The following is a 20,898-nucleotide window of genomic DNA, read 5'->3' as shown; positions in this document are numbered from 1 at the left end:
ATGACATCATGATGACTCACGAAGAGAACGAACTGCTTTGCCGCGTCGAAGGCGACGCCCCGATGGGACGCCTGATGCGCCGCCACTGGATGCCCATCTGCCTCGTGGAAGAGGTGATCGAACCCGACGGCACGCCGGTGAAGGCGCGGGCGTTCGGCGAGGACCTTGTGGTCTTCCGCGACAGCGACGGCCGGGTCGGCGTCATGGATGAGTACTGTCCCCACCGTCGCGCGTCGCTGGTCTACGGCCGCAACGAGGAGGGAGGGCTTCGCTGCCTCTACCACGGCTGGAAGATGGACGTCGACGGGAACGTGCTGGAGATGGCTTCCGAGCCGGCTTCGAGCGGCATGGTCGACAAGGTCAAGCACACCGCGTACCCCACCAAGGAATGGGCTGGCATGGTGTGGGCCTACATGGGGCCCAAGGAGACCATGCCCGAATTCCAGCCGCCGCCGTGGGCGCCGACGGCGGACACGCGGGTGAGCATCGCGAAAGTGCTGCTGCCGTGCAACTGGGCGCAGATCCTCGAGGGTGCCATCGACTCCGCGCACAGCTCCAGCCTTCACTCCTCCGACATGGTTCCTGCGCGCGTGGACGGCGCGAAGGCCACGGACAAGACCTGGCTGCGCCCGTCCACCGACAAGGCGCCGCGCATGCAGGTGCAGCGCACCGGCTTCGGCTTCCGCTATGCCGCGCTGCGCCGCCCGATCACGAACGCCGCGGAGAACGACTACGTGCGCTCGACGGTGTTCGTGGCACCGGCCACGGCCCTGATCCCGCCCAACAACCTCTACAACGTGGCCAACATCAACGTGCCGATGGACGACACGAGCACGGCGTTCTATTTCATCGCCTGGGGCCACCCGTCGCAGACGCCGGAGACCGACACCTGGCGCAAGTTCCTGCGCCAGACGGTGGGTGTCGACCTGGACCAGAACTACCGCCCCCTGCGCAACGAGGCGAACAAGTTCTGGCAGGACCGCAACGCCATGAAGGCCGGCAACTTCACGGGCATCACCGGCTTCCCGAACCAGGACGTGGCGATGTGGCTGACCATGGGCGCCATCGCCGACCGCACGCATGACCGTCTGGGCGCCAGCGACTTGGCGATCGTGGAATTCCGCAAGCAGATGCTCGAGGCCGTGCAAGCCTTCGACCAGGGGGCGCCTGCCATCGGCACCGGCGCCGAGGCGGCCACGCCGGCCGTCTGCTCCTTCCAGGCCATCGTCCCCAAGACGACCGACTGGCGCACCTACGAGACCCGCTATGTCTGGCTGGACGGCGAAAACCGTCCCGAGTTCGAACCCTCCTATTCCGTGAAGTCCTGATCCCGTGAGCAAACTCCAACTCTCCGTCGCCATGGGCGACTACGACCGCACCCGCGCGCTGTTCGACGGCCGCGTTCAGATCGACGGCGTCGATCCCGTGTACATGCTCCTCAATCCCGAGGAGATGTTCTTCCGGGCGATGCGTAGCGTCGATTTCGACATCACCGAGCTCTCGTTCTCCAGCTACCTGGTGAAGCACTCGCGGGGCGAGTGCCCTTACATCGCGCTACCGGTGTTTCTCTCGCGGGCGTTCCGGCACACGTCGATCTACGTGCGCAAGGACCGCATCCGCGAGCCGGCCGACCTGAAGGGCAAGCGCATCGGCTTGCCCGAATACCAGCTCACCGCCAACGTGTGGGCGCGCGCGATCCTGCAGGACGACTTCGGCGTGCGCCCCTCCGACGTGACCTGGGTGCGCGGGGGCATCGAGACGCCGGGGCGGCCCGAGAAGGTCAAGCTGCAGCTGCCGGACGACGTCCGGATCGAGCAGGCGCCCGAGGGGGCGACGATCTCGCAGATGCTCGACCGCGGGGAGATCGATGGCTTCATGGCGCCGCGCCCGCCGAGCCGGTCGGCGCTCGCCAACCCGAACATCGGCTGGCTGTTCGACGACCCGACCGCGGTGGCCAAGGACTACTACCGGCGCACGGGCGTGTTCCCGATCATGCACGTGGCGGCCGTCAGGAAGGAACTCGCCGCCAAGCACCCCTGGCTTCCCGCCGCGCTCGTCAAGGCCTTCACCCAGTCCAAGGCCGCCGCGCTGGAGCTGCTGTCGGACACCTCGGCCACCAAGGTCACGCTGCCCTTCGTCGAGGAGCAGCTGCAGGCTGCCCGCGAGGCGATGGGGGACGACTTCTGGTCGTACGGCGTGGCGGCCTCGGCCAGGACGCTGGAGACCTTCGTGCGGGCCCACTACGAGCAGGGCCTGTCATCGCGCCACGTGCCGGTCAGCGAGCTCTTCCACCCCGCGACCTACGAGACCTACAGCATCTGATCCCGCACCACCCACAACTGGAGACACCCACCATGAAGCACAAGATCCCCGCCTGGCTGGTTGGCCTGGCCTGCATCGCCCAACTCGCATTCGGCTCCCTGGCCCATGCCCAGGCCTATCCGAGCCGCGCCATCAAGCTCGTCGTTCCCTATGCCGCCGGCGGCCTTCCCGACACGGTGGCGCGCATCATCGCCAAGTCGCTGGGCGATACGCTGGGGCAGGCGGTCTACGTCGACAACCGGCCCGGTGCGGGTGGCTCGGTCGCCGCCTCCGCGATCCTGCAGTCCCCGGCTGACGGCTACACGCTGCTGGTGACCGATGGGCCGATGCTGTCGATCACGCCGTTGATCAACAAGAAGATCACCTACGACGCGGCCAACGACTTCGTGCCGATCGCCCTCGTCGGCAAGGCCCCGCTGTTCCTCGCCGTCAACGCGAACGTCAAGGCGAACACGCTGGACGAACTCGTCGCGCTGGCCAAGGCGAAGCCAGGGGGCCTCAACTACGGCTCCGCCGGCAACGGCAGCATCCACCACCTGACGATGGAGGCGATGAATGCAAGCCTGGGCATCTCGATGACGCACATTCCGTTCAGGGGCAGCGCCGTCTCGGTCCCCGCGATGATCGGCGGACAGGTGGACATGGTGTTCGCTTCGCCGCCGTCGCTCATGGGCTTCGTCAAGTCGGGCCAGGCGCGCCTTCTGGCCACCAATTCGACGACGCGTTCCCCGCTGGCACCGCAGATGCCTACCCTGGCGGAAAAGATCCCCGGCTTCGATTTCGCATTCACGGTCGCGGTGTTGGCGAAGACCGGTACGCCGAGCGAGGTCATCTCCAAGGTCAATGCCGAGATCAACAGGATCGTGAAGGTCCCCGAGGTCATCGAGCAGCTGCGCACTGCGGGCGTCGACCCGGCGGGCGGAACGCCCGAACAGCTCGCGCGGGCGCTGCGTGCAGAGAAGGCCCAGGTGACCGACGCCGCCGCGCGGGCGCAGCTGAAGGCCGAGTAGTCGCGCGTCATGACGCTCACCACACCCCAAACCCATTCCGACACGCAGATGCCGTTGCGCGTGGCGCGGATCCTCGACGTGGCGCGCGACATCCGCAGCTTCGAGCTGGTACAGCCCGATGGCAGCGAGCTGCCGCCGTTCACGCCGGGATCGCACGTCAAGGTCCAGGCCCCCAATGGCATGCTGCGCAAGTATTCGCTGTGCAACGATCCCGCGGAGCGCCACCGCTACGTCATCGCCGTCAAGCGCGATCCGGAGGGGCAGGGCGGCTCGCTCTCCATGCACGAGGAACTGCATGAGGGCGATACGCTGCCCACGTCGCTGCCTTCGAATGCCTTCCCGCTGGTCGAGAACGCCAAGGGCTACCTCTTCGTCGCGGGCGGCATCGGCATCACCCCGATCCTGTCCATGATCCGCTCGTTCGGCGAACTGCCGCCGGCACCGTGGAAGCTCATCTACCTGACGCGCTTTCCCGAGACTGCGGCCTTCCGCGAGGAGCTCGGCGCCCCCGAGCTCAAGAGCCGCGTGCGGATCCACCACAGCCACGGGGACCCCGCGCGCGCCTTCGACCTCTGGCCGGTGCTGGAGAAGCCCAACACGGCCCACGTGTACTGCTGCGGCCCGCGCGCGCTGATGGAGGCGGTGCGCGACATGACGGGCCACTGGTCGCCGGCCAACGTGCACTTCGAGAGCTTCAACGAGGGCGGGGGCGTGCGGCCCGACGACAAGCCCTTCTTGGTGAAGCTGGCCAGCTCAGGCGCGGCGTTCGAGGTGCCCGTCGGCAAGTCCATCCTGTCGGTCCTCCACGAGCACGGCTGCAACGCGGCGTCCTCGTGCGAGAGCGGCACCTGCGGCACCTGCCGCACGAAGCTGCTGAGCGGCGAGGCCGACCACCGAGACATGGTGCTGCTGCCCGAGGAGATGGACAGCCAGATCATGATCTGCGTCTCCCGGGCCAAGTCCGACGAACTGGTGATCGACCTGTGAACGCCGGCCGCCCACTTCGACTCGGCGTCGCCGGACTCGGCCGCGCCTTCACGCTCATGCTGCCCACGCTCCAGCGCGACGCGCGCGTGCGGCTGGTGGCGGCCTGCGACCCGCGCGAGCCGGCGCGCGAGCGCTTCGCGAGCGACTTCGATGCGCCGGTGTACCCGGACATCGAGGGCCTGGCGTCCAACCCGGACGTCGAGGCGATCTACATCGCCAGCCCGCACCAGTTCCACGCGGAGCAGGCGCGCATCGCCGCCCGGCACGGCAAGCACGTGCTCGTGGAAAAGCCCATGGCGCTGTCCCTCGGCGACTGCAACGCGATGATCCGGGACTGCCGGGACGCCGGCGTGCACCTCATCGTCGGCCACTGCCACAGCTTCGACACGCCGTACCTGCGCGCGCGCGAGATCGCCCTGGGCGGTGAGTTCGGGCGGGTGCGCATGATCCACGCGCTCAACTACACCGACTTCCTCTACCGGCCGCGGCGTCCCGAGGAGCTGCGCACGGAGGAGGGCGGCGGCGTGGTGTTCAGCCAGGCCGCCCACCAGGTCGACATCGTGCGCCTGCTGGCCGGCACGCGGGTCAGCCGGGTGCGCGCGATCACAGGCGACTGGGACCCCAGGCGCCCGACCCAGGGCGCCTATTCGGCCCTGCTGTGGTTCGAGGGCGGGGCGTTCGCCAGCGTCAGCTACAACGGCTACGGGCACTTCGACTCGGACGAATGGTGCGGCTGGATCGGCGAGATGGGCGCCGAGAAGTCGCCCGAGGCGTACGGCGCCGCGCGCCGCAAGCTGGCGACCGTGGGTTCGCCGGAGGAGGAGGCGCGCCTGAAGGCGGCCGGCACCTATGGCGGGCCCGGCTACGTGCCCGCGTCCGCGGGCGCGCCGCCGGCGTGGCACCAGCATTTCGGGCCGGTCGTGGTGTCCTGCGAGCGCGGCGATATCCGTCCGTTGCCCGACAGCGTCTGCGTGTACGGGGACCTCACGAAGGAGCGGCGGCCGCTGGGCCGGCCCGCGGTGCCCCGCTTCGAGGTCATCGACGAACTGTACGAGGCCGTGGTGAACGGGACCGCGCCGCTGCATGACGGCGAATGGGCGCGCTCCACGCTGGAGGTGTGCCTGGCGCTGCTCGAGTCGGCGGGCTCGGGCAAGGACGTGGAGCTGCTGCGCTGAGGCGGCGCCCTTGCGTGCGCCGTGGCGCTCCGCGTGCAGGCCGTGGCCGGAGAAGGCACCGGCGCGTGCGGGCCGCCGGGGGCGGTCCAGGCGCCACGGCCCGCACCTCGCGGCGGCCCGGGTTTCATGGCGCGCCGCGCCAGACCGGGGAGATTCCCATCGATCCAGCCAAAGGGTAGGCCAAGATGCAACCGTCCCACGAGGACCTCAATTTGCTCGTCGTCTTCGAGGCGCTCATGGAGACCCGCAGCGTCTCCAAGGCCGGCGAGCGGCTGCAGCTGAGCCAGCCCTCGATGAGCCACGCGCTGTCGAAGATGCGCAAGGCGTTCGACGACCCCATGTTCGTGCGCGTCAAGAACGAGATGCAGCCGACGGCAAAGGCGCTGGAAGTCGCGGAGCCCATCCGCCAGGCCCTCGAGCTGGCACGCCGCCAGATCTTCTCCAAGGTGGCGCTGGACCTGCGCACCTCGTCGCGCCTGTTCACGATCTGCATGACGGATGTCGGCGAGACCTGCTATCTGCCGATGGTGATCAATGCCGTGCGCAAGCAGGCGCCGTGCGTGCGGCTGCGGACGGTCTCGCCGATCGTGGAGAAGCTGGAGGAGGGGCTGGAATCGGGGGGCGTCGATCTCGCGATCGGGTACTTCCCCGACATTAAGAACGGCGGCGTCTTCCAGCAGCGGCTCCTGCGCAACAGCGGGTTCATGTGCATCACGGGCAACAAGGAATTCGCCGCGCGCGGCGAGCTGGACCTCGCTTCCTTCCAGTCGGCGCTCCACATCGCAGTGCGAACGGAAGGCCGCAGCCAGGAGGTCATCGAGAAGGCCATGGCCGCGATGGGTATCCACCGCAACGTGGTGGCCACGATTCCCCACTACCTCGGCCTGCTGACCATCATCCCGCAGACCGGCCTGACGGCCATCATTCCCATGGACCTCGCCGGCGCGTTCGAGGGCAAGGAAGGCATCGCGGCCCTGCCGCTGCCGTTCGCATCGCCCAGCGTGGAGGTGATCCAGATATGGCACAGGCGCCAGCACGAGGATCCGGCGCACCGCTGGCTGCGGACACTGGTGCGGGACACGCTGCAGAGGCGGGTGCTTGACTAGGAGCGTGCCGTCATGCAGCCGGCCACCTTCCCCACGCGTGCCGCGGGCGGCGCTTCGCTTGTTCCCAGGTCGGCGGGCCAGTCCGCTGGACCGAGCATCCGGGATCGCCCCGGAGGCACCCGGCCGGGCGCAAGCGCCGGGATCCTTTCCGCTTCCAAGAACCATTCAGGAGATACCTCATGAGATTTCGCATGCTGTCGCTCGTCGTCGCGAGCCTGGCCTTGCAGCTGCAGCCGAGCGCCCAGGCGCAGAGCGCCGCCTACCCCACGAAGCCGATCCGCCTGTTCGTGGGCGCGCCGGCCGGCGGCCCCACGGACGTGATCGCCAGGTCGCTCATCCAGCAGATGGGGGATTCGCTGGGGCAGCCCGTAATCGTCGAGAACCGGGGCGGGGCCGCCGGCACGCTCGCGGCCGGCATCGTCGCGAAGTCTCCGGCCGACGGCTACACGCTGATCGTGACGCCCTCGGCGCACGCCTATGCGGCGAGCATGTACGACAAGCTCCCGTTTGATCCCGTGAAGGATTTCCGGCCGGTGGGGCAGATTGGCATGATGCCCCTCGTGGCGATTGCGAACAAGGCCTTCCCGGCGGGGTCGCTGCGCGACCTGGTCGAGCGCGCCAAGGCCCAGCCCACCGCCGTGAACTACGGCTCGAGCGGCACGGGTTCCGCCCATCACCTGGCGGGCGAGCTATTCAAGCTGCGCACGGGCATCCAGATGACGCATGTGCCCTACAAGGGCAGCGCGGGATCCATCACGGACCTCATCGCCGGCCAGATCCAGGTGATCTTCGAGCCGCTCGTGTCGGCGTTGCCGCAGATCCAGGCCGGCCGCGTGAAGGCGCTGGCCGTCATGGGCGAGAAGCGCTCCCCGGCCCTGCCGGACGTGCCGACCCCCGGCGAGGCCGGGCTGCCCGGCGTGGAAGCCAGCGCCTGGTACGGGATCATGGCGCCGGCGGGCACGCCCGACACGGTCGTCGCCAAGCTGACCGCGGCGCTGAACAAGGCCCTGGCCGACCCTTCCACGCGCGCGAGTCTGCAATCGCAGGGCGTCGACGTCACGCCCGGGCCGCCGCAGATGTTCATGGACCTGATCACCAGCGAGATCGCGCGCTGGCGGCCGATCATCCAGGCGGCGGGAATCCGCGCGGAGTAGGCGAGGCGCATGCATTCACACCGCAAACTGCAGCCTCCGTCGGTCGTCAACATCGAGGATCTCCGCCGGCTGGCCAAGAGGCGGCTGCCGCAGGTGATCTGGGACTACCTGGAAGGCGGCGCGGAGGACGAAGTGACGCTGCGGCGCAACCGCGCCGCCTTCGACCGCTATCACCTCCTGCCGCGGATGGTCACGGGCAAGGGCTCGCGCGACCTGTCCATCACGCTGTTCGGGCAGCGGCTCGCGGCGCCCTTCATGATCGGGCCGACGGGCCTCAACGGCATCTACGTGCCGGACGCGGACCTCATGCTGGCGCGCGCGGCCGCAGCGGCGGGCGTGGCGTTCTCGCTGTCCGCCGGCTCGAACAACGACATCGAGGCCGTGGCCAGGGCATCGGCTGGACCCAAGTTCTTCCAGCTCTATCCGTGGGGCGGACGCGAGGTCGCGACCAGGCTGCTGGCGCGCGCACACACGGCCGGCTACTGCGCGCTCATGGTCACGGTCGATTCGCTGATCCCGGGCAACCGTGAGCGGGATGTGCGGAACCGATTCGCCCATGCACTGCATTTCTCTCCGCGCATCGTCTGGGACGCGGCGACCCATCCGCGATGGGTCGTTTCCACATGGTTCGCCCGCGGCATGCCGCGCTTCGAGAACCTGGCTGAGTTCCTGCCACCGGGCTCCGACGCGTACGCGCTGGCCGCCTATACCCGCGCGCAGCGCAATCCGTTCTACAGCTGGGAGGATGTCGCCTGGCTTCGCTCGCAGTGGGCGGGCCCCTTGGTGGTCAAGGGCATCCTCACCGCGGACGACACGCGCCTGGCCGCCTCCCATGGGGCGGACGCCGTCGTGGTGTCCAACCATGGCGGGCGCAGCCTTGACGGCTTGCCCGCCACGCTGGACATGCTGCCCTCGGTCGCCGCCGCTGCCGGGGGCATGCCCGTCCTGGTCGACAGCGGCTTTCGGCGGGGCTCCGACATCGTCAAGGCCCTCGCCCTTGGCGCGCGCGGCGTGCTGCTGGGCCGGGCGCCCCTGTACGGCGTGGCTGCGGCGGGGGAGGCCGGCGCAAGTCGCGCGCTCGAGATCCTCCTGCAGGAGACGGACCGCGTCATGGGCTTGTTGGGGGTGGACTCGGTGGACGCGCTGGGGCACCAGCACGTTGGCCTGCAGCCGGCATGACGCGGCGGGAAAAACTGCAGTTTCCCGGCCGGCGCCGGAGAAGGACCGAAGCAGCATCGGCGGCACAGGCCCCTTGGCAGGGGCGGCATAGACCTCCTCGGCGGGGGCGGTGATGCCGCCGGGACCGGCAGTTCGCGATACCCGCAGGCGCAAGCTGCGGGCCGCGTGTCGCAGGCACCGTGGTCTGGTCAAGAGGTGCGCAACTCCCGCACGCGCATCCCGGGCGGCGCAGCCGCGGAGCGGGGCAGCCGCGGAGCGGGGCGCTGAAGCCAATCGGCCGCCGCTGTCTCGAGCGGACGGGAAGCCGCTCGCTGAAGGTTGACGCGCCGAAGTGCGCGCGTAGCCTGGTGCCAAGCGTGCGACGCGGGGCGAAAAGTCTATGGCCTGCCAGAACGAAGGCGTTGGGCATCGTCCCGGCATTGCCCGTGCAACCGCATGGTTTTGTGATCTGGATCAGCATGCCGCCTACTGAGAACAGCAGAATGTACGGTGCTATATTTGTGCGGTCCGCTTGGCCTGGGCAGCACCTTTTCAACCTCCTCCCGCTTCTTCGTGTCCGTCGGCTCGTTCATGTACGCCGATCGCCGCTGTCTTGCAGGGGGTCGGCCGGGCAGAGCGTCCGTTGGGATGCATTGAGGAATGAAAATTGGCAAAAAAGGCAGGGAAAGAGTCGGCGGAGGTAGCGAGCCGTATGCTGCAGCACTGGCATGAGGGCGTTCCCGACGACCGTTTAGCGCATCTGGTGAAGGACGCGACGCGCTCCTTTCTTCGATCGCTGCAGACCCGTCTTGCGCGCCACGACGTCCAACTCGGCCATTGGACCTTCCTGCGGATTCTCTGGGAGAAGGATGGGCTCACCCAGGCAGAACTGAGCGCGGAGGCCGGTGTGATGGCGCCCACCACGGCGATCGCCCTGAAGGCCATGGAGGAGCTCGGGTACGTCCTGCGAAAGCAGCGTCCCGACAACCGCAAGAGCATCTACGTTTTCCTGACGCCGGCGGGCAAGCGCCTCAAGGCGAAGCTCGTGCCCTTGGCCGAGGAGGTCAACGCGCTCGCCATCAGATCCCTGACGGATGCCCACATCAGCATCGTGCGGCGCTCGCTGCTGAAGATCATCGACAACCTGGCGAGCGACGAGTGCATTCAGGATGATCCGAAGCGGACAGGCGCCGCTCAGTCATCCGCAAGACCGTAGCCCGCGCTGCCGATGGCCGCGCCCTGGGTGCGGCGCGCCATGGAAGCGCACCGCGCCTCGCGGCAGTGCCACGCTCTCCCCAATCCCTCAAATGCATCGGTCCCGCCGCGGCGCAGTGCGCCCGAGCGGCCAGCCGCGCCGCATCGGTCTCGATGTGGGTCGACGAGTCGACGATGCCACCCAGTGGACCCCGCGCGCCACAGGCGAGTGGCATGGATGCCCCATGGAACGCACGCCGGAACCCGCCGGGCCAGTGCCGCCGTCTTCTGCCTGGCAGCCTGTGAGATAATTAGAGACCTAATGATTAGACCTACGGAGACATAGCGCGGTTTCGGGATTTACGTGCCGTCGAACGCTGGAATCGCGCGGAGCCCACATGAGCACATGCCCCGATCCCACGTCGTGCCGGCAGCCGGATTTCCTGGATGCGAAAGCCAGTCTTGCCCTTCTGGGCGTCCGCCCGCAGACGCTCTACGCCTATGTGAGCAGGGGGGCCATCCGCAGCGTGCCCCAGCCCGGAACGAAGGCGCACCTGTACAGCCGCTCGGACATCGAACGGGTCATGGCGCGCGCGGCCGCCCGTGCAGGCCATGCCGCGGCGGCAGCCGGTGCGATGGACCATGGGCCGCCCATCGTCAGCAGCGGTATCACGGAAATCACCGAGGCGGGTCCAGCCTACCGGGGCTACTTGGCCTGCGACCTCGCGCGGCAAGGCGTTCCGTTCGAGCGGGTCTGCGAATTGCTCTGGGGCGCTCCTCTCGATGTCGCGAGGGCCGGCGCCTGGAGAATCCCTCCGCGCGACCAGGCACTGGCCCGCGAGGCCGGTTTGCGGATACTGCACGGTACCGATCCTCACCGCGTGTACGGATCGCTCGCGATGCTGGCTCTCCAGTTGGAGCGCAGCCGCAGGATGTCGGGCGGTGGGGGTCTGGACGCGGGCGTCGTGCAAGAGGCGCGCTTGCTGATCTGTGCCGTGGCGCAAGCGCTGGGATGCGTCGGCCCGGCCCGCGCGCTGACGCTGCCGGAGCGCTCCGAATCGATCGCTTCGACGCTGATCCGGTCCTTCGGATGCGAAACCACGCCAGCGCGGATCCGCGCGGTGAACGCGCTGCTCGTGCTCCTCGCGGACCACGAACTGCCGCCGGGCACCCTGGCCGTCCGGGCGGCTGCCTCGGGAGGCGCGAACCTTTTCGACTGCATTGCCGTGGGCATCTGCGCAAGCGCCGGGACCGAGATCGCCGGGCACTATGCGGTCGTGGACCGGTTCCTCACCGCAAGGCCGTCCGCGACGGCGCTGCGCGACAAGGCCCTGCGCCTGCACCAGCGGGCGCAGCGGATCCCCGGCTTCACGCATCCGCTCTACCTGGGCGGCGACCCGCGCGCGAAGCACCTGCTCGCCATCGCCACCGAACTGGCTGACGACTCCTTCAACATGCGACAGGTCGCCGACTTCGTCGGTTGGGCGAAGGAGAATCTCGCGGACCATCCAAGGCATGAGTTCGCCGTCGTCTGCCTGGTGCGGGCGCTCCGGCTTCCCGTCTGGTCGGCAGCGGTCTTCTTCCTGGTGGCGCGCATGGCCGGCTGGGCTGCGCATGTGCAGGAGCAGCGCGGCGTGACCGGCCTCTGGCGGCCGCGCGCCCGTTACGTCCCCCGCCCATGAGCGTGGCAGGGCCCGTGCGCGTCGCTAGCGCCGCCCTGTGTCGCTCGGAGCCGAGAGGCGATCCTCTGGAGGAGCGGACTGGACGCCGGGCATTGCGGGCCCGCGGCAACCGGCCTGCCGCTGCGAACTCGTGCGTCTCCCTCTTTGCGAGGGGCAGCCCCGATGACGGCGATGGCCACTCCGCATTTGCGCTGCCGCCTGCTAAGCGGTGCGTCCGCGCGGTGGTGGTTGGAAGAGGGCATGGTGCGGGTGGAAGACCTGCCGCGCGTCACCGACCTGGCCTACTCCAACAGCCTGCGCCGCTGGATCACGGCGGAGTTGGCCTGAGCACTGCCCGGAGGTACTAGGACGCCGAGGCGCTGAATTTGCCGGTCTGCAGCCAGGCGGCAATACCGGCTGCCAACTGGTCGCTGTTGCTCTCCATCATCATCATGTGGCCGTTGCCCTGGATGCCCCGGTCGCCCAGCGGAATGAATTCCGCGCGCGCCCCGATGTCGTTCAGCCAGTCGACGATGGGCTTGTCGATGGCGGCCGTGTGGTCCGCGTCGTTGGTGCCCATGATCAGGGCCACGCGCTTGCCCTTGTAGCCCGAGGGGTCGGTCACACGGGGCGCGCTGTTCTCATAGTTCACCCGCTCTAGCAGCAGGCGGGGCGGAATGACGGTCAGGCTGGCCAGGTAGCTGTCCAGGTGCTCGCGCGGGAAGCGCGTGCTGCTGCCGACCAGCTTCTTCGTGGCCCAGCCCGGTTCGGCAACGAAGGGCAGCTTGCGGCTGAGCTTGAGCACCGGAGCGCCGGGTGCCAAGCGGACTTCCACGTCGTCCGACGTGCTGGACAGGAACTCGGTCGGCGCGCTGACGTTGGCCGGCCCGCCAGGTGCGATTGCCACCAGGGAGACGATGCGGTCGCCGAAGAGTTCGAGCAGCTTCCAGCCGAAGGGGCCCGACATCGAATGCGTCATGACGATCGCCGGGCGGTCCAGCGTGGCCAGCACCTTGCCAAGGCCCTTCACGACCGTCTCGCCCGACAGGTCGTCGTAGGGGATGTAGCCGCTGCGACCGGTGCCTGCCCAGTCAGGGACCACCACCTGGTAGCCCTGGGCTGCGAAGAAGGGCGCCCAGCCCGGGCGGCCATCGGCGGTCGCCATGTAGCAGGAGCCGGTGTGCGCCCCGCCGTGGATCAGCACCATGGGCGGCTTGCGGGTCTTCGCGACCGGCTCCAGAACCTCGTAGTAGGTCGAAGGACCGGCCACAAAGCCGCTGCGCACCCGCACGGCGGCGTGGGGGGGCGTGCTGGCGCCGGAGGCGCCGGTGCTGGTGGCCGCGGCTAGGACGGCACCCATGCCAGCACTGGTGCGGAAGAACCTCCGGCGGGAGGCGGGGGGCGTGTTGTGCATCTTGTCTCCTGGTTCTCTGTGGCATTGGCATCGACTCTGGCAGTGCAGGACGGTCGCCGGAGCGTCTGGCGAGGACGGCCCAGCGCGGCCAGGCCATGCCGACCATTATTGTTAATCGACTAACAATATGAAAGCTGGGGCGAACCCTGTTGTGCGCTGTCCAGCCGCCGCGACAGCACCTGCACCTCCTCACTGAACGTGGGCGGAGCGACGCCCTGGCCCCAGACCTCGAGGAGCTGTGTTGCGTCGTCATGCCGCAGATGTCGATGGGCTCGAGGAGCGACCTGGCCGGCTACTCGCAGGAGAGATTTCCCGAGGCGATATGCGAGTTGCGCTTGGGGGCAGGCCGTACGGTGGATGGGCGCGGCGGAACCAGCGTTCCGCATGGCGCGGGCCCCTTTAGCATTCCGGCGGGCCGGGCGCTGGACAGGGTGGTCGCTCGACAGGCGAAGGAAGACCTGTGTTCATACGGATCGTGGCTGGAGAGCGCGTCGCATCTTGCCCGGTACACGAAAGCGCGCAATCCACGATGCCGACGACGAGCCTCTTGGCAACCTATCGAGCAACCATGGTCTCTAGCCGAGCTTCACGTTGACGTTCTTGAGCTGCGTGAACTCCAGCAGTTCCTCCTTGGACTCCTCCCTGCCGACGCCGGACTGCTTGTAGCCGCCGAACGGCGCGCCAGGGATGTGCACCGAACACTCGTTGACCCACACGTAGCCCGACTGGATCCGCTTGGCGGCGCGCAGGCCGGTGTTCAGGCTCGTGGTCCACACCGAGGCCGTCAGTCCGAGCTCCGTGCCATTGACCTCGACCAGCATCCGGTCCTCGTCGTCCCAGGAAAACACCGAGAGCACGGGGCCGAAGATCTCCTCGCGCGCGATCCGCATGTCGGGCCGCACGCCCGTGAAGATGGTCGGCTCGATGAACAGGCCGTCCTTCAGCTGCGCATCGCGCGCCGCGTGGCCGCCGGTCAGGAGCACGGCGCCCTCGTCGATGCCGGCCTGGATGTAGTGCAGCGCGCGGTCGTACTGGGCGCGGCTCGCCAGTGCGCCCATCGTCGTGTCCAGGTGGGTCGCGATGCCGGGCCGGTGTTTGCGCGCCAGTTCCTCGGCCATGCGCTGCATGAATTCATCGTGCAGGGAGCGGTGCACGTACAGGCGGCTCGTGGAGCCGCACGACTGCCCGCACCACGTGAAGTTCATGCCGCGCACGGCCCCCTCCACCGCGCTGCGCAGGTCCGCGTCGGGATAGATGACCATCGCGTTCTTGCCGCCCAGCTCCAGCAAGGTGCGCTTCATCGTGTCCGCGGCGGACCGCAGCACGGCCTTGCCGGCGCCGACGCTTCCGATAAGCGCGACGGCGGCCACATCCGGGTGCGCGGACAGCGCGGCACCCGTCTCGCGTCCGCCAGCGATGCAGTTCAGCACCCCCGGGGGGAACAGGCCGTCCAGGATCTCCATCAGCCGGATGGTCGACAGCGGCGCCTGTTCCGGCGGCTTGAGGATGACCGTGTTGCCCGCCGCGAGCGGCGCGGCGATCTTGCCTGCCGCGAACATGAACGGGTGGTTGAACGGGAAGATCCGTGCGACGGGGCCGAGCGGCTCCCTGAGCGTGTAGTTCAGCGCGCCGTTCGCGGTCGGGATGGTCTCGCCCTTGATCTCGAGCACCAGCCCCGCGAAATAGTCCAGCTGGGTGGCCGCGATCTCCGCGTCCATCTGCATGGCGCGCACGGGATTGCCGCAGTTGGCGGCGTCCAGCAGCGCCAGTTCCCGCGAATGCAGCCGCACGCGGCGCGCGGCCTCCCGCAGCAGCGCCGCGCGCTGCAGGGGCGGGGTCTCGGCCCAGGCCGGGAAGGCGGCCTTCGCCGAGGCGACCGCGGCGTCGACCTCCGCCGAACCCGCCGAGGTCACGTCGGCCAGACGCTCGCCCGTGGACGGGTTGAAGGTCGCGATCGCCTGGTCCGCTCCTTCATGCCAGCGGCCGTCCCAGAACAGCCCGCTCGACCGGGGCAGGACTCGCTGGACGTAGGGGCTCAGGTCGCCGCTGTCCGGCAGGACGATGGGGGCCGCTGTCATGGCTGGCCTCCTTCCTGGTCCTCATGGGAGCGGGTCATGCCGGAGGCCATCGCGGCGCTGTAGCCCGGCGTGACGTGCACGTCGACGACGACGGTCGCTCCATCGCGCACCGCAGCGACGGCGCGGGCCAGGACCTCGTCGAGCTCCGACGGGCTGTCCGTCGGTCCGAGGCCCTGCAGCCCGAGCCCGCGCGCGAGCGCGGCCAGATCGGGGTCCGGATCTCCGATGCGCTGCCCGATCCACCGGTTCTGCACCGGGCGGTCGCGATCGCGGGCCACCCGCTCCTGGTGCAGCTCGTCGTTGAAGAACGACCGGTTGTTGCAGACGATGGTAAGCAGGGGAACGCCAGCATTGGCGGCGGTCCACAGTGCTGTCATGCCCATCAGGTAGTCGCCGTCGCCGGTCATCAGCACGGGCAGTCGGTCGGTTCCACGCAGCGCCAGCGCGGCGCCGACGGCCATGCCCGGCCCGGAGCCGATGCCGGCGCCGCCGTCCATGCCCAGGTAGTCCAGCGGATCGCGGAAGTGGCCCATCTCGCCGCTCCAGCCCAGTGGCACACGGATCAGGGTGATGGGCTGCGTGCCCGCGGCCCGGCGCAGGGCGTCGGCGACCATCGCGATGCTGATCGTCCCGTCTTGCGGAACCGGGGGCATGGCCATCGGGCTCTTCGGGGCCTGGAGGGCCGAAGGGCGCTCGGTGCAGGCAGCGCAGAGAAGGGGCACGGCGACGTCCGGCTCCACCGGCATGAACACGTCCACCGGCGGCAGGCCCTGGTGGTCCATGCTCCAGCCCCGGTGGCTGTAGTGGTCGAGCGAGACCTGGATCACCTTGGCGCCGACGCTCTCGTTGCGCCACGCCTGCTGCAGCGTGCCGTTCAGGTCGTACCAGTCCAGGCTCAGCACGACGTCGGCGGCGCGCAGCGTGGCGGCCGCGTCCGGGGTCAGGAAGACGCCCGGCACGGCCGCGTGCAGCGGATGGTCGGTGGGGAACGATGCGCCGGCGCGCAGGTCCGTAAGGACCTGCGCATTCAGCTTCTCGGCCAGCTCGATGCGCTGGCGCCAGCCCTCGCTAGACCTGGAGACCCGCCCCATCAGAATGACCGGGCGGGCCGCGGAGGACAGCAGCGCTGCGGCTCTGGCCAGCTCATCGCTGCCCGGCACGGCGGGGGAGGGAACCTGGTAGCGGCTGACGTCCGGCAGCGCCGGGATCGCATCGATGCGCGTCTCCTGCAGCGAGACATCGAAGCACACGTAGGTGGGGCCGGCGGGTGCGGTCAGCGCGATCTGCTTGGCCCGCAGCAGCGCCTCGTACGACGCGGCGACGGAAGCCGGCTGCGCGTCCCACTTGCTGAAGTCGCGCACCAGCGCGCCCTGGTCCTGCGCGGTGTGCATCCAGTCGATCCAGGGGCGCCGCTTGGCCGCATCGACCGGGCCCGTCGCGCCCAGGACCAACACGGGCACGCGGTCCACCCAGGCGTTGAAGATCGCCATGGACGCGTGCATCAGGCCCACGTTGCTGTGAACGATCGCCGCCAGCGGCTTTCCGGCGACCTTCGCGTAGCCATGGGCGATCGCGACGGCATGCTCCTCATGGAGCACGACCAGCATCTGCGGGTCGATGTTGCCGAGGTGGTTCACCAGGCTGTCGTGCAGACCGCGGAAGCTCGACCCGGGGTTCAGGAGGACATAGGGGATGTCGAGCGCGCGGATCATCTCCGCGATGGCGTCGCTGGCCCACAGGCTGCCGGCGCCGGCGCCCGCTGCGGGAATGTCGCGGCGCAAAGGAATGGCTTGCTTCGAATTCAATGGGTGCTCCGCTCAATCGGCCTTGATGCCCGCGCTCTTGATGACGCTCGCCCACCGCGCGGTGTCCTTCTCGACGAGCTTGGTCATCTCCTGCGGCGTGCTCGGCCGCGTCTCGATACCCTGCTCGGCGAGCTTCTCCTTCACCTCGGGCTCGTTCAGGATCTTGGTGACATCGGCGTTGATCCGCTTGATGACCGCCGCAGGGGTCCCCGCGGGGGCCGCCAGGCCGAGCCAGATCTCGCTGTCGTACTGGGGCAGGCCGGCCTCGGCCATGGTCGGGACATCGGCCAGCAGGCTGGCGCGCCGGGTGCCACCCACGGCGAGCGCGCGCAGCTTCCCGGTGCGGATGTGCGGCAGCAGCGAGTTGATGGCACCGAACTGCAGATCGACCTGCCCGGCCAGCATGTCGGTGATGGCCGGCGCCGCGCCCTTGTAGGGGACGTGGGTGATGTCGGTGCCCGTCATCGCCTTGAAGAGCTCCGCGGACAGATGCTGCGGGCTGCCGGAGCCCGACGAGGCATAAGTGAGCTTGCCCGGAGTGGCCTTCGCGAGCGCCACGAGTTCCTTCACGGTCGTGGCCTTCACGTTCGAGTTCGCTACCAGCACGACCGGCACCGCGCCGAGTTGCGTGACCTGGGCGAAATCGCGCGCGACGGCGTACGGCGTCTTCGGCAACAGCACCGGATTGATGGACATGGTGTTGTTGTTGGTGATCAGCAGCTTGTAGCCGTCCGCAGGGGCCTTGGCCACGTGGTCGGTCCCGATGCTTCCGGCCGCGCCTGCCTTGTTGTCCACGATGACCGGCTGGTTCCAGATCTGGCTGAGCCGCTGGCCGATCACGCGGGCGATGACGTCGTTGCTCCCGCCGGGAGTGAAGGGCACGATGAGGGTGACCGGCTTGGTGGGATAGTTCTCTTGTGCGATGGCCGAGTGGCCGAAGCCTGCGGCGATCATGGCGGCGGCCGCGAGCAGCGAGCGCCGAGTGGGGCTTGATGGATTCTTCATGGTGTCTCCGGTTGCAGGCAACTACACGTGCCCTAAGAAGATCCCGATCCTAGGAACAAGGTTGATGTGCATCAAGCTTGAATGCGCGGTCAACCTATGAAGAAGCAACGCGGCGTGGCAGCCCGCGTGGCGAGCTAGGGTTCATCCCGAGGTTGATCGATGGTTCAACCGGCGCCGCCCGGTGGCCATCCTGTCCTCCAGGGTGCGCAGGGCTCTCGCGCCCGGAGGTGCGCTGTGCGCCCGCATGGCCAATGCGCTCGGCTTCCATCGTGCCTCGCGGGCATTGGTGAAGACGCCGCACTGTCCTGACAACCGGTCCGCATGTCCGTGTGCCGCTGCACGGTGACCACGGTCTCGCGCACCGGTGCAGCGGGCCGGCGATGGCCCGATAAGCAGCGCGTGGAACTTGGAAGAACGCCGCTGGCGGACGTGCCCGCGTGCCCGTGAACGGCGGGCAGAGGCCGGCGCGCGACTGGCTCGCTGGCCAGGCACCCCATCGGTTGTGAATCGACGTTGCACCGTCTTCGTTCGTCCATTGCTCCTTGCGGCGACAACGGGATTCGAACCCGACGGGATGCTGCGGAGTCCGGCGCGAGGCATTGATCATCCAATCAATCCGGGTTGGTTCCGATGCCGTGCGGGATGGTCTCTGCCAGTGTTTCGCGGCCACCAACGGGTCAGGCGTGAAAGCGTCGCACGCCCGCCACAGCCGGGCGTTCTGAATCCGGAAAATTTGATTAGGCGACTATCAAAAAGATTAGGCGTCTATCTATACTGAACGAGCCGGAGGAACCACGATGAACCCGCGAGTCATCGAACGATGTGGTCTTTGGCGGGCTGCGCGTGGAGCTTTCCCATGAGACGCCAGGCGCAATGTGAAGAAGAGGAATCGGGGCCAAGCCCCAAGTTCAACGAAGGAGACAACTATGAACGGAATGGCCAAGCATGCGGTTGCATGCGCCGCGCTGCTGTGCGTTTGCGGCGCAGCCAATGCCCAGAGCAGCGTGACCATGTATGGGCGGGTGGATGCCGGGATGGACTCGCCGAGATCGGGGGGCTCGAGTGTCAATCGGCTGGTATCGGGCGGAAGTGCGGGGAGCAACCTGGGTTTTCGCGGCGTGGAGGACTTGGGAGGAGGGCTTGCCGCCGTCTTCCGCCTCGAGATGGGCATCAACCTCGACGACGGCACGCTCGGCCAAGGCGGTCGCGCGTTCGGGCGCGAGGCGTCGGTCGGCCTGAGCGATGCGCGGTTCGGCACGCTGCAGATGGGCCGTATTCCCACTCCGTACTACATGGTCCAGAGCAGTGTGGACGCCTTCGTCTGGGAAGGCGCCGGCGGGCTGCTCGCGCTCACCAGAAACGTCAGCCCCACCACGCAGCGCCAGGTGCTGCCGATGGGGGTGTCGGCGCGGCAGGACAACGCGGTCAACTACGTGTCCCCGCGCTGGGGCGGCATCGAGTTCCGCGGCCAGTACTCCTTCGGCGAGAACTCGACGACGATCGGACGCGGGTACGGCGCATCCGCGCGCTACCAGGCCGGGGGCTTCGACCTCAATGCGGGCTTCCAGCGGCAGGAGGGGCCGGACGATGCTGCGGGCAAGGTCTCGGCGATGGTGGTTGGCGGCTCCTACGACGCCCGCTTCGCCAAGTTCTTCCTGGGCATGACGGTGGAGAAGAACTCCTGCGCGACCTGCACCGGGGCAATCGCCCGCATGCCCGGTGCTTCGACGAGCGAATTCCGGCTGACCAACCTCGGCGTGCGCGTGCCGTTCGGACAGTTCACGGCCGTTGCCCAGTTCACCCGCGTCAACGACCGGTCCGACTACACGGCGTTGACGGGCAACCGGGACGCGAACTGGATCTCGCTTGGCGGCGACTACGACCTGTCCAAGAGGACGCGCCTGTACTTCGGCGTGGGACAGATCAGCAACAAGAACGGGTCGCAGTACGTGCTGGGCACCGGCACTGCCCAGGCCCCGGCCATGCTGGTCGGCTCGTCCAGCGGCAGCTCCCGCAACATCTACATGGGGGTCCGTCACAACTTTTGATGGCGACCGGCGGCACGCCGCTGCGGCCCCGCGATGGGCCGCGGTGGCTGGGCGCCGGGATCCCCGCATTGTTATCTCCAAGGTTTGGTGCCGGGGCAACCCGGCGCCTTTTTTTGTGCACGGGCGCCTGCCCGGGGAAAGCGCCGAGAAGGTGGGCAAGGGCATCGTCTCCCGCGCGAGGTCGGGCCGACCGTCCCGCGCCCGAGGCGGTGGCCAAGGTGGCGCGCATTGGGGGCGGCACAAGGAGCCTGCTTGGAGCTGCGCCCCGGAGCGGCGGCGCCGCCTTGATCGGCTCGCGCGGTGGCCTGGTGAGCGCGCGCCGCGGCCGAGGGCCCGTCGCGTCGTCCGTGCAGTCACTGAACATGGACTCTCCCGGACCGCCGATCCCCGGGACCGTCGGATGCGCTGGCGCGTGCCGTTCGGCCGCGCCGCCCGGGCTTTGAGCGACGGCGGGCGCCTTCTCGCGCAGGACTGCACGTTGCGCTTCGGCCTAGTGCTCAGCGATGCGGATGCGCTCGCCCGCTGCCAGGCAAGCGCGGCGGGCAAGGGCAGGACCAGGATCTCCGGAGCGCCGAACCGGTCCGCGTTGATGTCGAGCACGAACTGCGCTTCGTGCAACCGTGCCTGCACCCAGCGGTGACCATGCTGGCGGTCGTCGCCCGCGCGCCGCGTGGCGTGAACGCCTGGCCCATGCCCCTGGAGGGCGACGCGTCCCTTTGTGGCCGGCCACCGCCGACGACGGCGGAGACCTCCGAAAGGCGCGGAGCATGGCGAATTCATT

16 protein-coding genes are annotated in these 20,898 nt (G+C 68.7%); 12 read left to right on the top strand and 4 right to left on the bottom strand.

Annotated elements, in window-relative coordinates; translation table 11 throughout:
- Positions 1-8: 8 nt before the first annotated feature.
- The 11 genes from KDK82_RS30780 (at position 9) to KDK82_RS32930 (ending at position 12,115) form a co-directional block, all read left to right on the top strand.
- Entirely contained in the window at positions 9-1,328 is a 1,320-nt protein-coding gene (locus KDK82_RS30780; RefSeq protein WP_088167132.1) for a Rieske 2Fe-2S domain-containing protein, read from the top strand.
- 4 nt (positions 1,329-1,332) lie between these two features.
- Complete coding sequence (locus KDK82_RS30775) at positions 1,333-2,322, top strand: ABC transporter substrate-binding protein (RefSeq protein ID WP_026062142.1); 990 nt, start codon at positions 1,333-1,335, stop codon at positions 2,320-2,322.
- Between the two features lie 32 nt (positions 2,323-2,354).
- Entirely contained in the window at positions 2,355-3,332 is a 978-nt protein-coding gene (locus KDK82_RS30770; RefSeq protein WP_017404443.1) for a tripartite tricarboxylate transporter substrate binding protein, read from the top strand.
- 9 nt (positions 3,333-3,341) lie between these two features.
- Positions 3,342-4,319 carry a PDR/VanB family oxidoreductase gene (locus KDK82_RS30765; RefSeq protein ID WP_017404442.1) on the top strand — a complete coding sequence of 326 codons (978 nt, stop codon included), beginning with the start codon at positions 3,342-3,344 and terminating at the stop codon, positions 4,317-4,319.
- Positions 4,316-5,494 (top strand): Gfo/Idh/MocA family protein, encoded by a 1,179-nt coding sequence (locus tag KDK82_RS30760; protein ID WP_026062141.1) that lies wholly within the window; start codon positions 4,316-4,318, stop codon positions 5,492-5,494. The genes KDK82_RS30765 and KDK82_RS30760 overlap by 4 nt, the downstream gene beginning before the upstream one ends.
- Before the next feature lie 185 nt (positions 5,495-5,679).
- A complete protein-coding gene (locus KDK82_RS30755) occupies positions 5,680-6,600 on the top strand; it encodes a LysR family transcriptional regulator (RefSeq protein ID WP_017404440.1) in 921 nt (306 codons plus the stop codon).
- 179 nt (positions 6,601-6,779) lie between these two features.
- Positions 6,780-7,754, top strand: a complete 975-nt coding sequence (locus tag KDK82_RS30750; RefSeq protein ID WP_026062140.1) for a tripartite tricarboxylate transporter substrate binding protein — start codon at positions 6,780-6,782, stop codon at positions 7,752-7,754.
- Between the two features lie 9 nt (positions 7,755-7,763).
- On the top strand, positions 7,764-8,933 hold the full coding sequence (locus KDK82_RS30745; RefSeq protein ID WP_059400358.1) for an alpha-hydroxy acid oxidase: 1,170 nt from the start codon (positions 7,764-7,766) through the stop codon (positions 8,931-8,933).
- 691 nt (positions 8,934-9,624) lie between these two features.
- On the top strand, positions 9,625-10,128 hold the full coding sequence (locus KDK82_RS30740) for a MarR family winged helix-turn-helix transcriptional regulator (protein WP_017404454.1): 504 nt from the start codon (positions 9,625-9,627) through the stop codon (positions 10,126-10,128).
- A gap of 376 nt (positions 10,129-10,504) precedes the next feature.
- The gene (locus tag KDK82_RS30735; protein WP_017404455.1) at positions 10,505-11,788 is read left to right on the top strand and encodes a citrate/2-methylcitrate synthase; all 1,284 of its coding nucleotides are present in this window, start codon (positions 10,505-10,507) and stop codon (positions 11,786-11,788) included.
- Positions 11,789-11,950: 162 nt separating this feature from the next.
- Positions 11,951-12,115 (top strand): hypothetical protein, encoded by a 165-nt coding sequence (locus KDK82_RS32930; protein WP_172739421.1) that lies wholly within the window; start codon positions 11,951-11,953, stop codon positions 12,113-12,115.
- A 16-nt stretch (positions 12,116-12,131) separates the two neighbouring features.
- Here the strand turns inward: KDK82_RS32930 and KDK82_RS30730 are convergent, their stop codons facing one another.
- The 4 genes from KDK82_RS30730 to KDK82_RS30715 form a co-directional block, all read right to left on the bottom strand.
- Positions 12,132-13,127 (bottom strand): alpha/beta fold hydrolase, encoded by a 996-nt coding sequence (locus KDK82_RS30730; protein WP_017404457.1) that lies wholly within the window; start codon positions 13,125-13,127, stop codon positions 12,132-12,134.
- A 629-nt stretch (positions 13,128-13,756) separates the two neighbouring features.
- A complete protein-coding gene (locus KDK82_RS30725; RefSeq protein WP_017404458.1) occupies positions 13,757-15,259 on the bottom strand; it encodes an aldehyde dehydrogenase family protein in 1,503 nt (500 codons plus the stop codon).
- The gene (locus tag KDK82_RS30720) at positions 15,256-17,064 is read right to left on the bottom strand and encodes a thiamine pyrophosphate-binding protein (protein WP_059400360.1); all 1,809 of its coding nucleotides are present in this window, start codon (positions 17,062-17,064) and stop codon (positions 15,256-15,258) included. Before KDK82_RS30720 ends, KDK82_RS30725 begins: the two co-directional genes overlap by 4 nt.
- A gap of 12 nt (positions 17,065-17,076) precedes the next feature.
- Positions 17,077-18,069: a tripartite tricarboxylate transporter substrate binding protein gene (locus tag KDK82_RS30715; RefSeq protein WP_026062146.1), complete on the bottom strand. Its 993-nt coding sequence runs from the start codon at positions 18,067-18,069 to the stop codon at positions 17,077-17,079.
- Positions 18,070-18,995: 926 nt separating this feature from the next.
- Here KDK82_RS30715 and KDK82_RS30710 point away from each other — a divergent pair.
- Complete coding sequence (locus KDK82_RS30710) at positions 18,996-20,117, top strand: porin (RefSeq protein ID WP_026062147.1); 1,122 nt, start codon at positions 18,996-18,998, stop codon at positions 20,115-20,117.
- Positions 20,118-20,898 lie beyond the last annotated feature (781 nt).

It is taken from the genome of Delftia sp. K82, from assembly GCF_002193035.1.
GTDB classification, from domain to species: domain Bacteria; phylum Pseudomonadota; class Gammaproteobacteria; order Burkholderiales; family Burkholderiaceae_C; genus Comamonas; species Comamonas acidovorans.
Note: the sequence above shows the minus strand (reverse complement) of the source record. Positions and strands in the feature narration are given on the sequence as shown.

Excerpts from the sequence above, each read along its gene's own strand:
- KDK82_RS30710 (WP_026062147.1), top strand. The coding sequence starts at position 18,996 with ATGAACGGAATGGCCAAGCATGCGGTTGCATGCGCCGCGCTGCTGTGC.
- KDK82_RS30730 (WP_017404457.1), bottom strand. The coding sequence starts at position 13,127 with ATGGGTGCCGTCCTAGCCGCGGCCACCAGCACCGGCGCCTCCGGCGCC.
- KDK82_RS32930 (WP_172739421.1), top strand. The coding sequence starts at position 11,951 with ATGACGGCGATGGCCACTCCGCATTTGCGCTGCCGCCTGCTAAGCGGT.
- KDK82_RS30765 (WP_017404442.1), top strand. The coding sequence starts at position 3,342 with ATGACGCTCACCACACCCCAAACCCATTCCGACACGCAGATGCCGTTG.
- KDK82_RS30770 (WP_017404443.1), top strand. The coding sequence starts at position 2,355 with ATGAAGCACAAGATCCCCGCCTGGCTGGTTGGCCTGGCCTGCATCGCC.
- KDK82_RS30755 (WP_017404440.1), top strand. The coding sequence starts at position 5,680 with ATGCAACCGTCCCACGAGGACCTCAATTTGCTCGTCGTCTTCGAGGCG.
- KDK82_RS30725 (WP_017404458.1), bottom strand. The coding sequence starts at position 15,259 with ATGACAGCGGCCCCCATCGTCCTGCCGGACAGCGGCGACCTGAGCCCC.
- KDK82_RS30745 (WP_059400358.1), top strand. The coding sequence starts at position 7,764 with ATGCATTCACACCGCAAACTGCAGCCTCCGTCGGTCGTCAACATCGAG.
- KDK82_RS30780 (WP_088167132.1), top strand. The coding sequence starts at position 9 with ATGATGACTCACGAAGAGAACGAACTGCTTTGCCGCGTCGAAGGCGAC.
- KDK82_RS30735 (WP_017404455.1), top strand. The coding sequence starts at position 10,505 with ATGAGCACATGCCCCGATCCCACGTCGTGCCGGCAGCCGGATTTCCTG.
- KDK82_RS30750 (WP_026062140.1), top strand. The coding sequence starts at position 6,780 with ATGAGATTTCGCATGCTGTCGCTCGTCGTCGCGAGCCTGGCCTTGCAG.
- KDK82_RS30740 (WP_017404454.1), top strand. The coding sequence starts at position 9,625 with ATGCTGCAGCACTGGCATGAGGGCGTTCCCGACGACCGTTTAGCGCAT.
- KDK82_RS30715 (WP_026062146.1), bottom strand. The coding sequence starts at position 18,069 with ATGAAGAATCCATCAAGCCCCACTCGGCGCTCGCTGCTCGCGGCCGCC.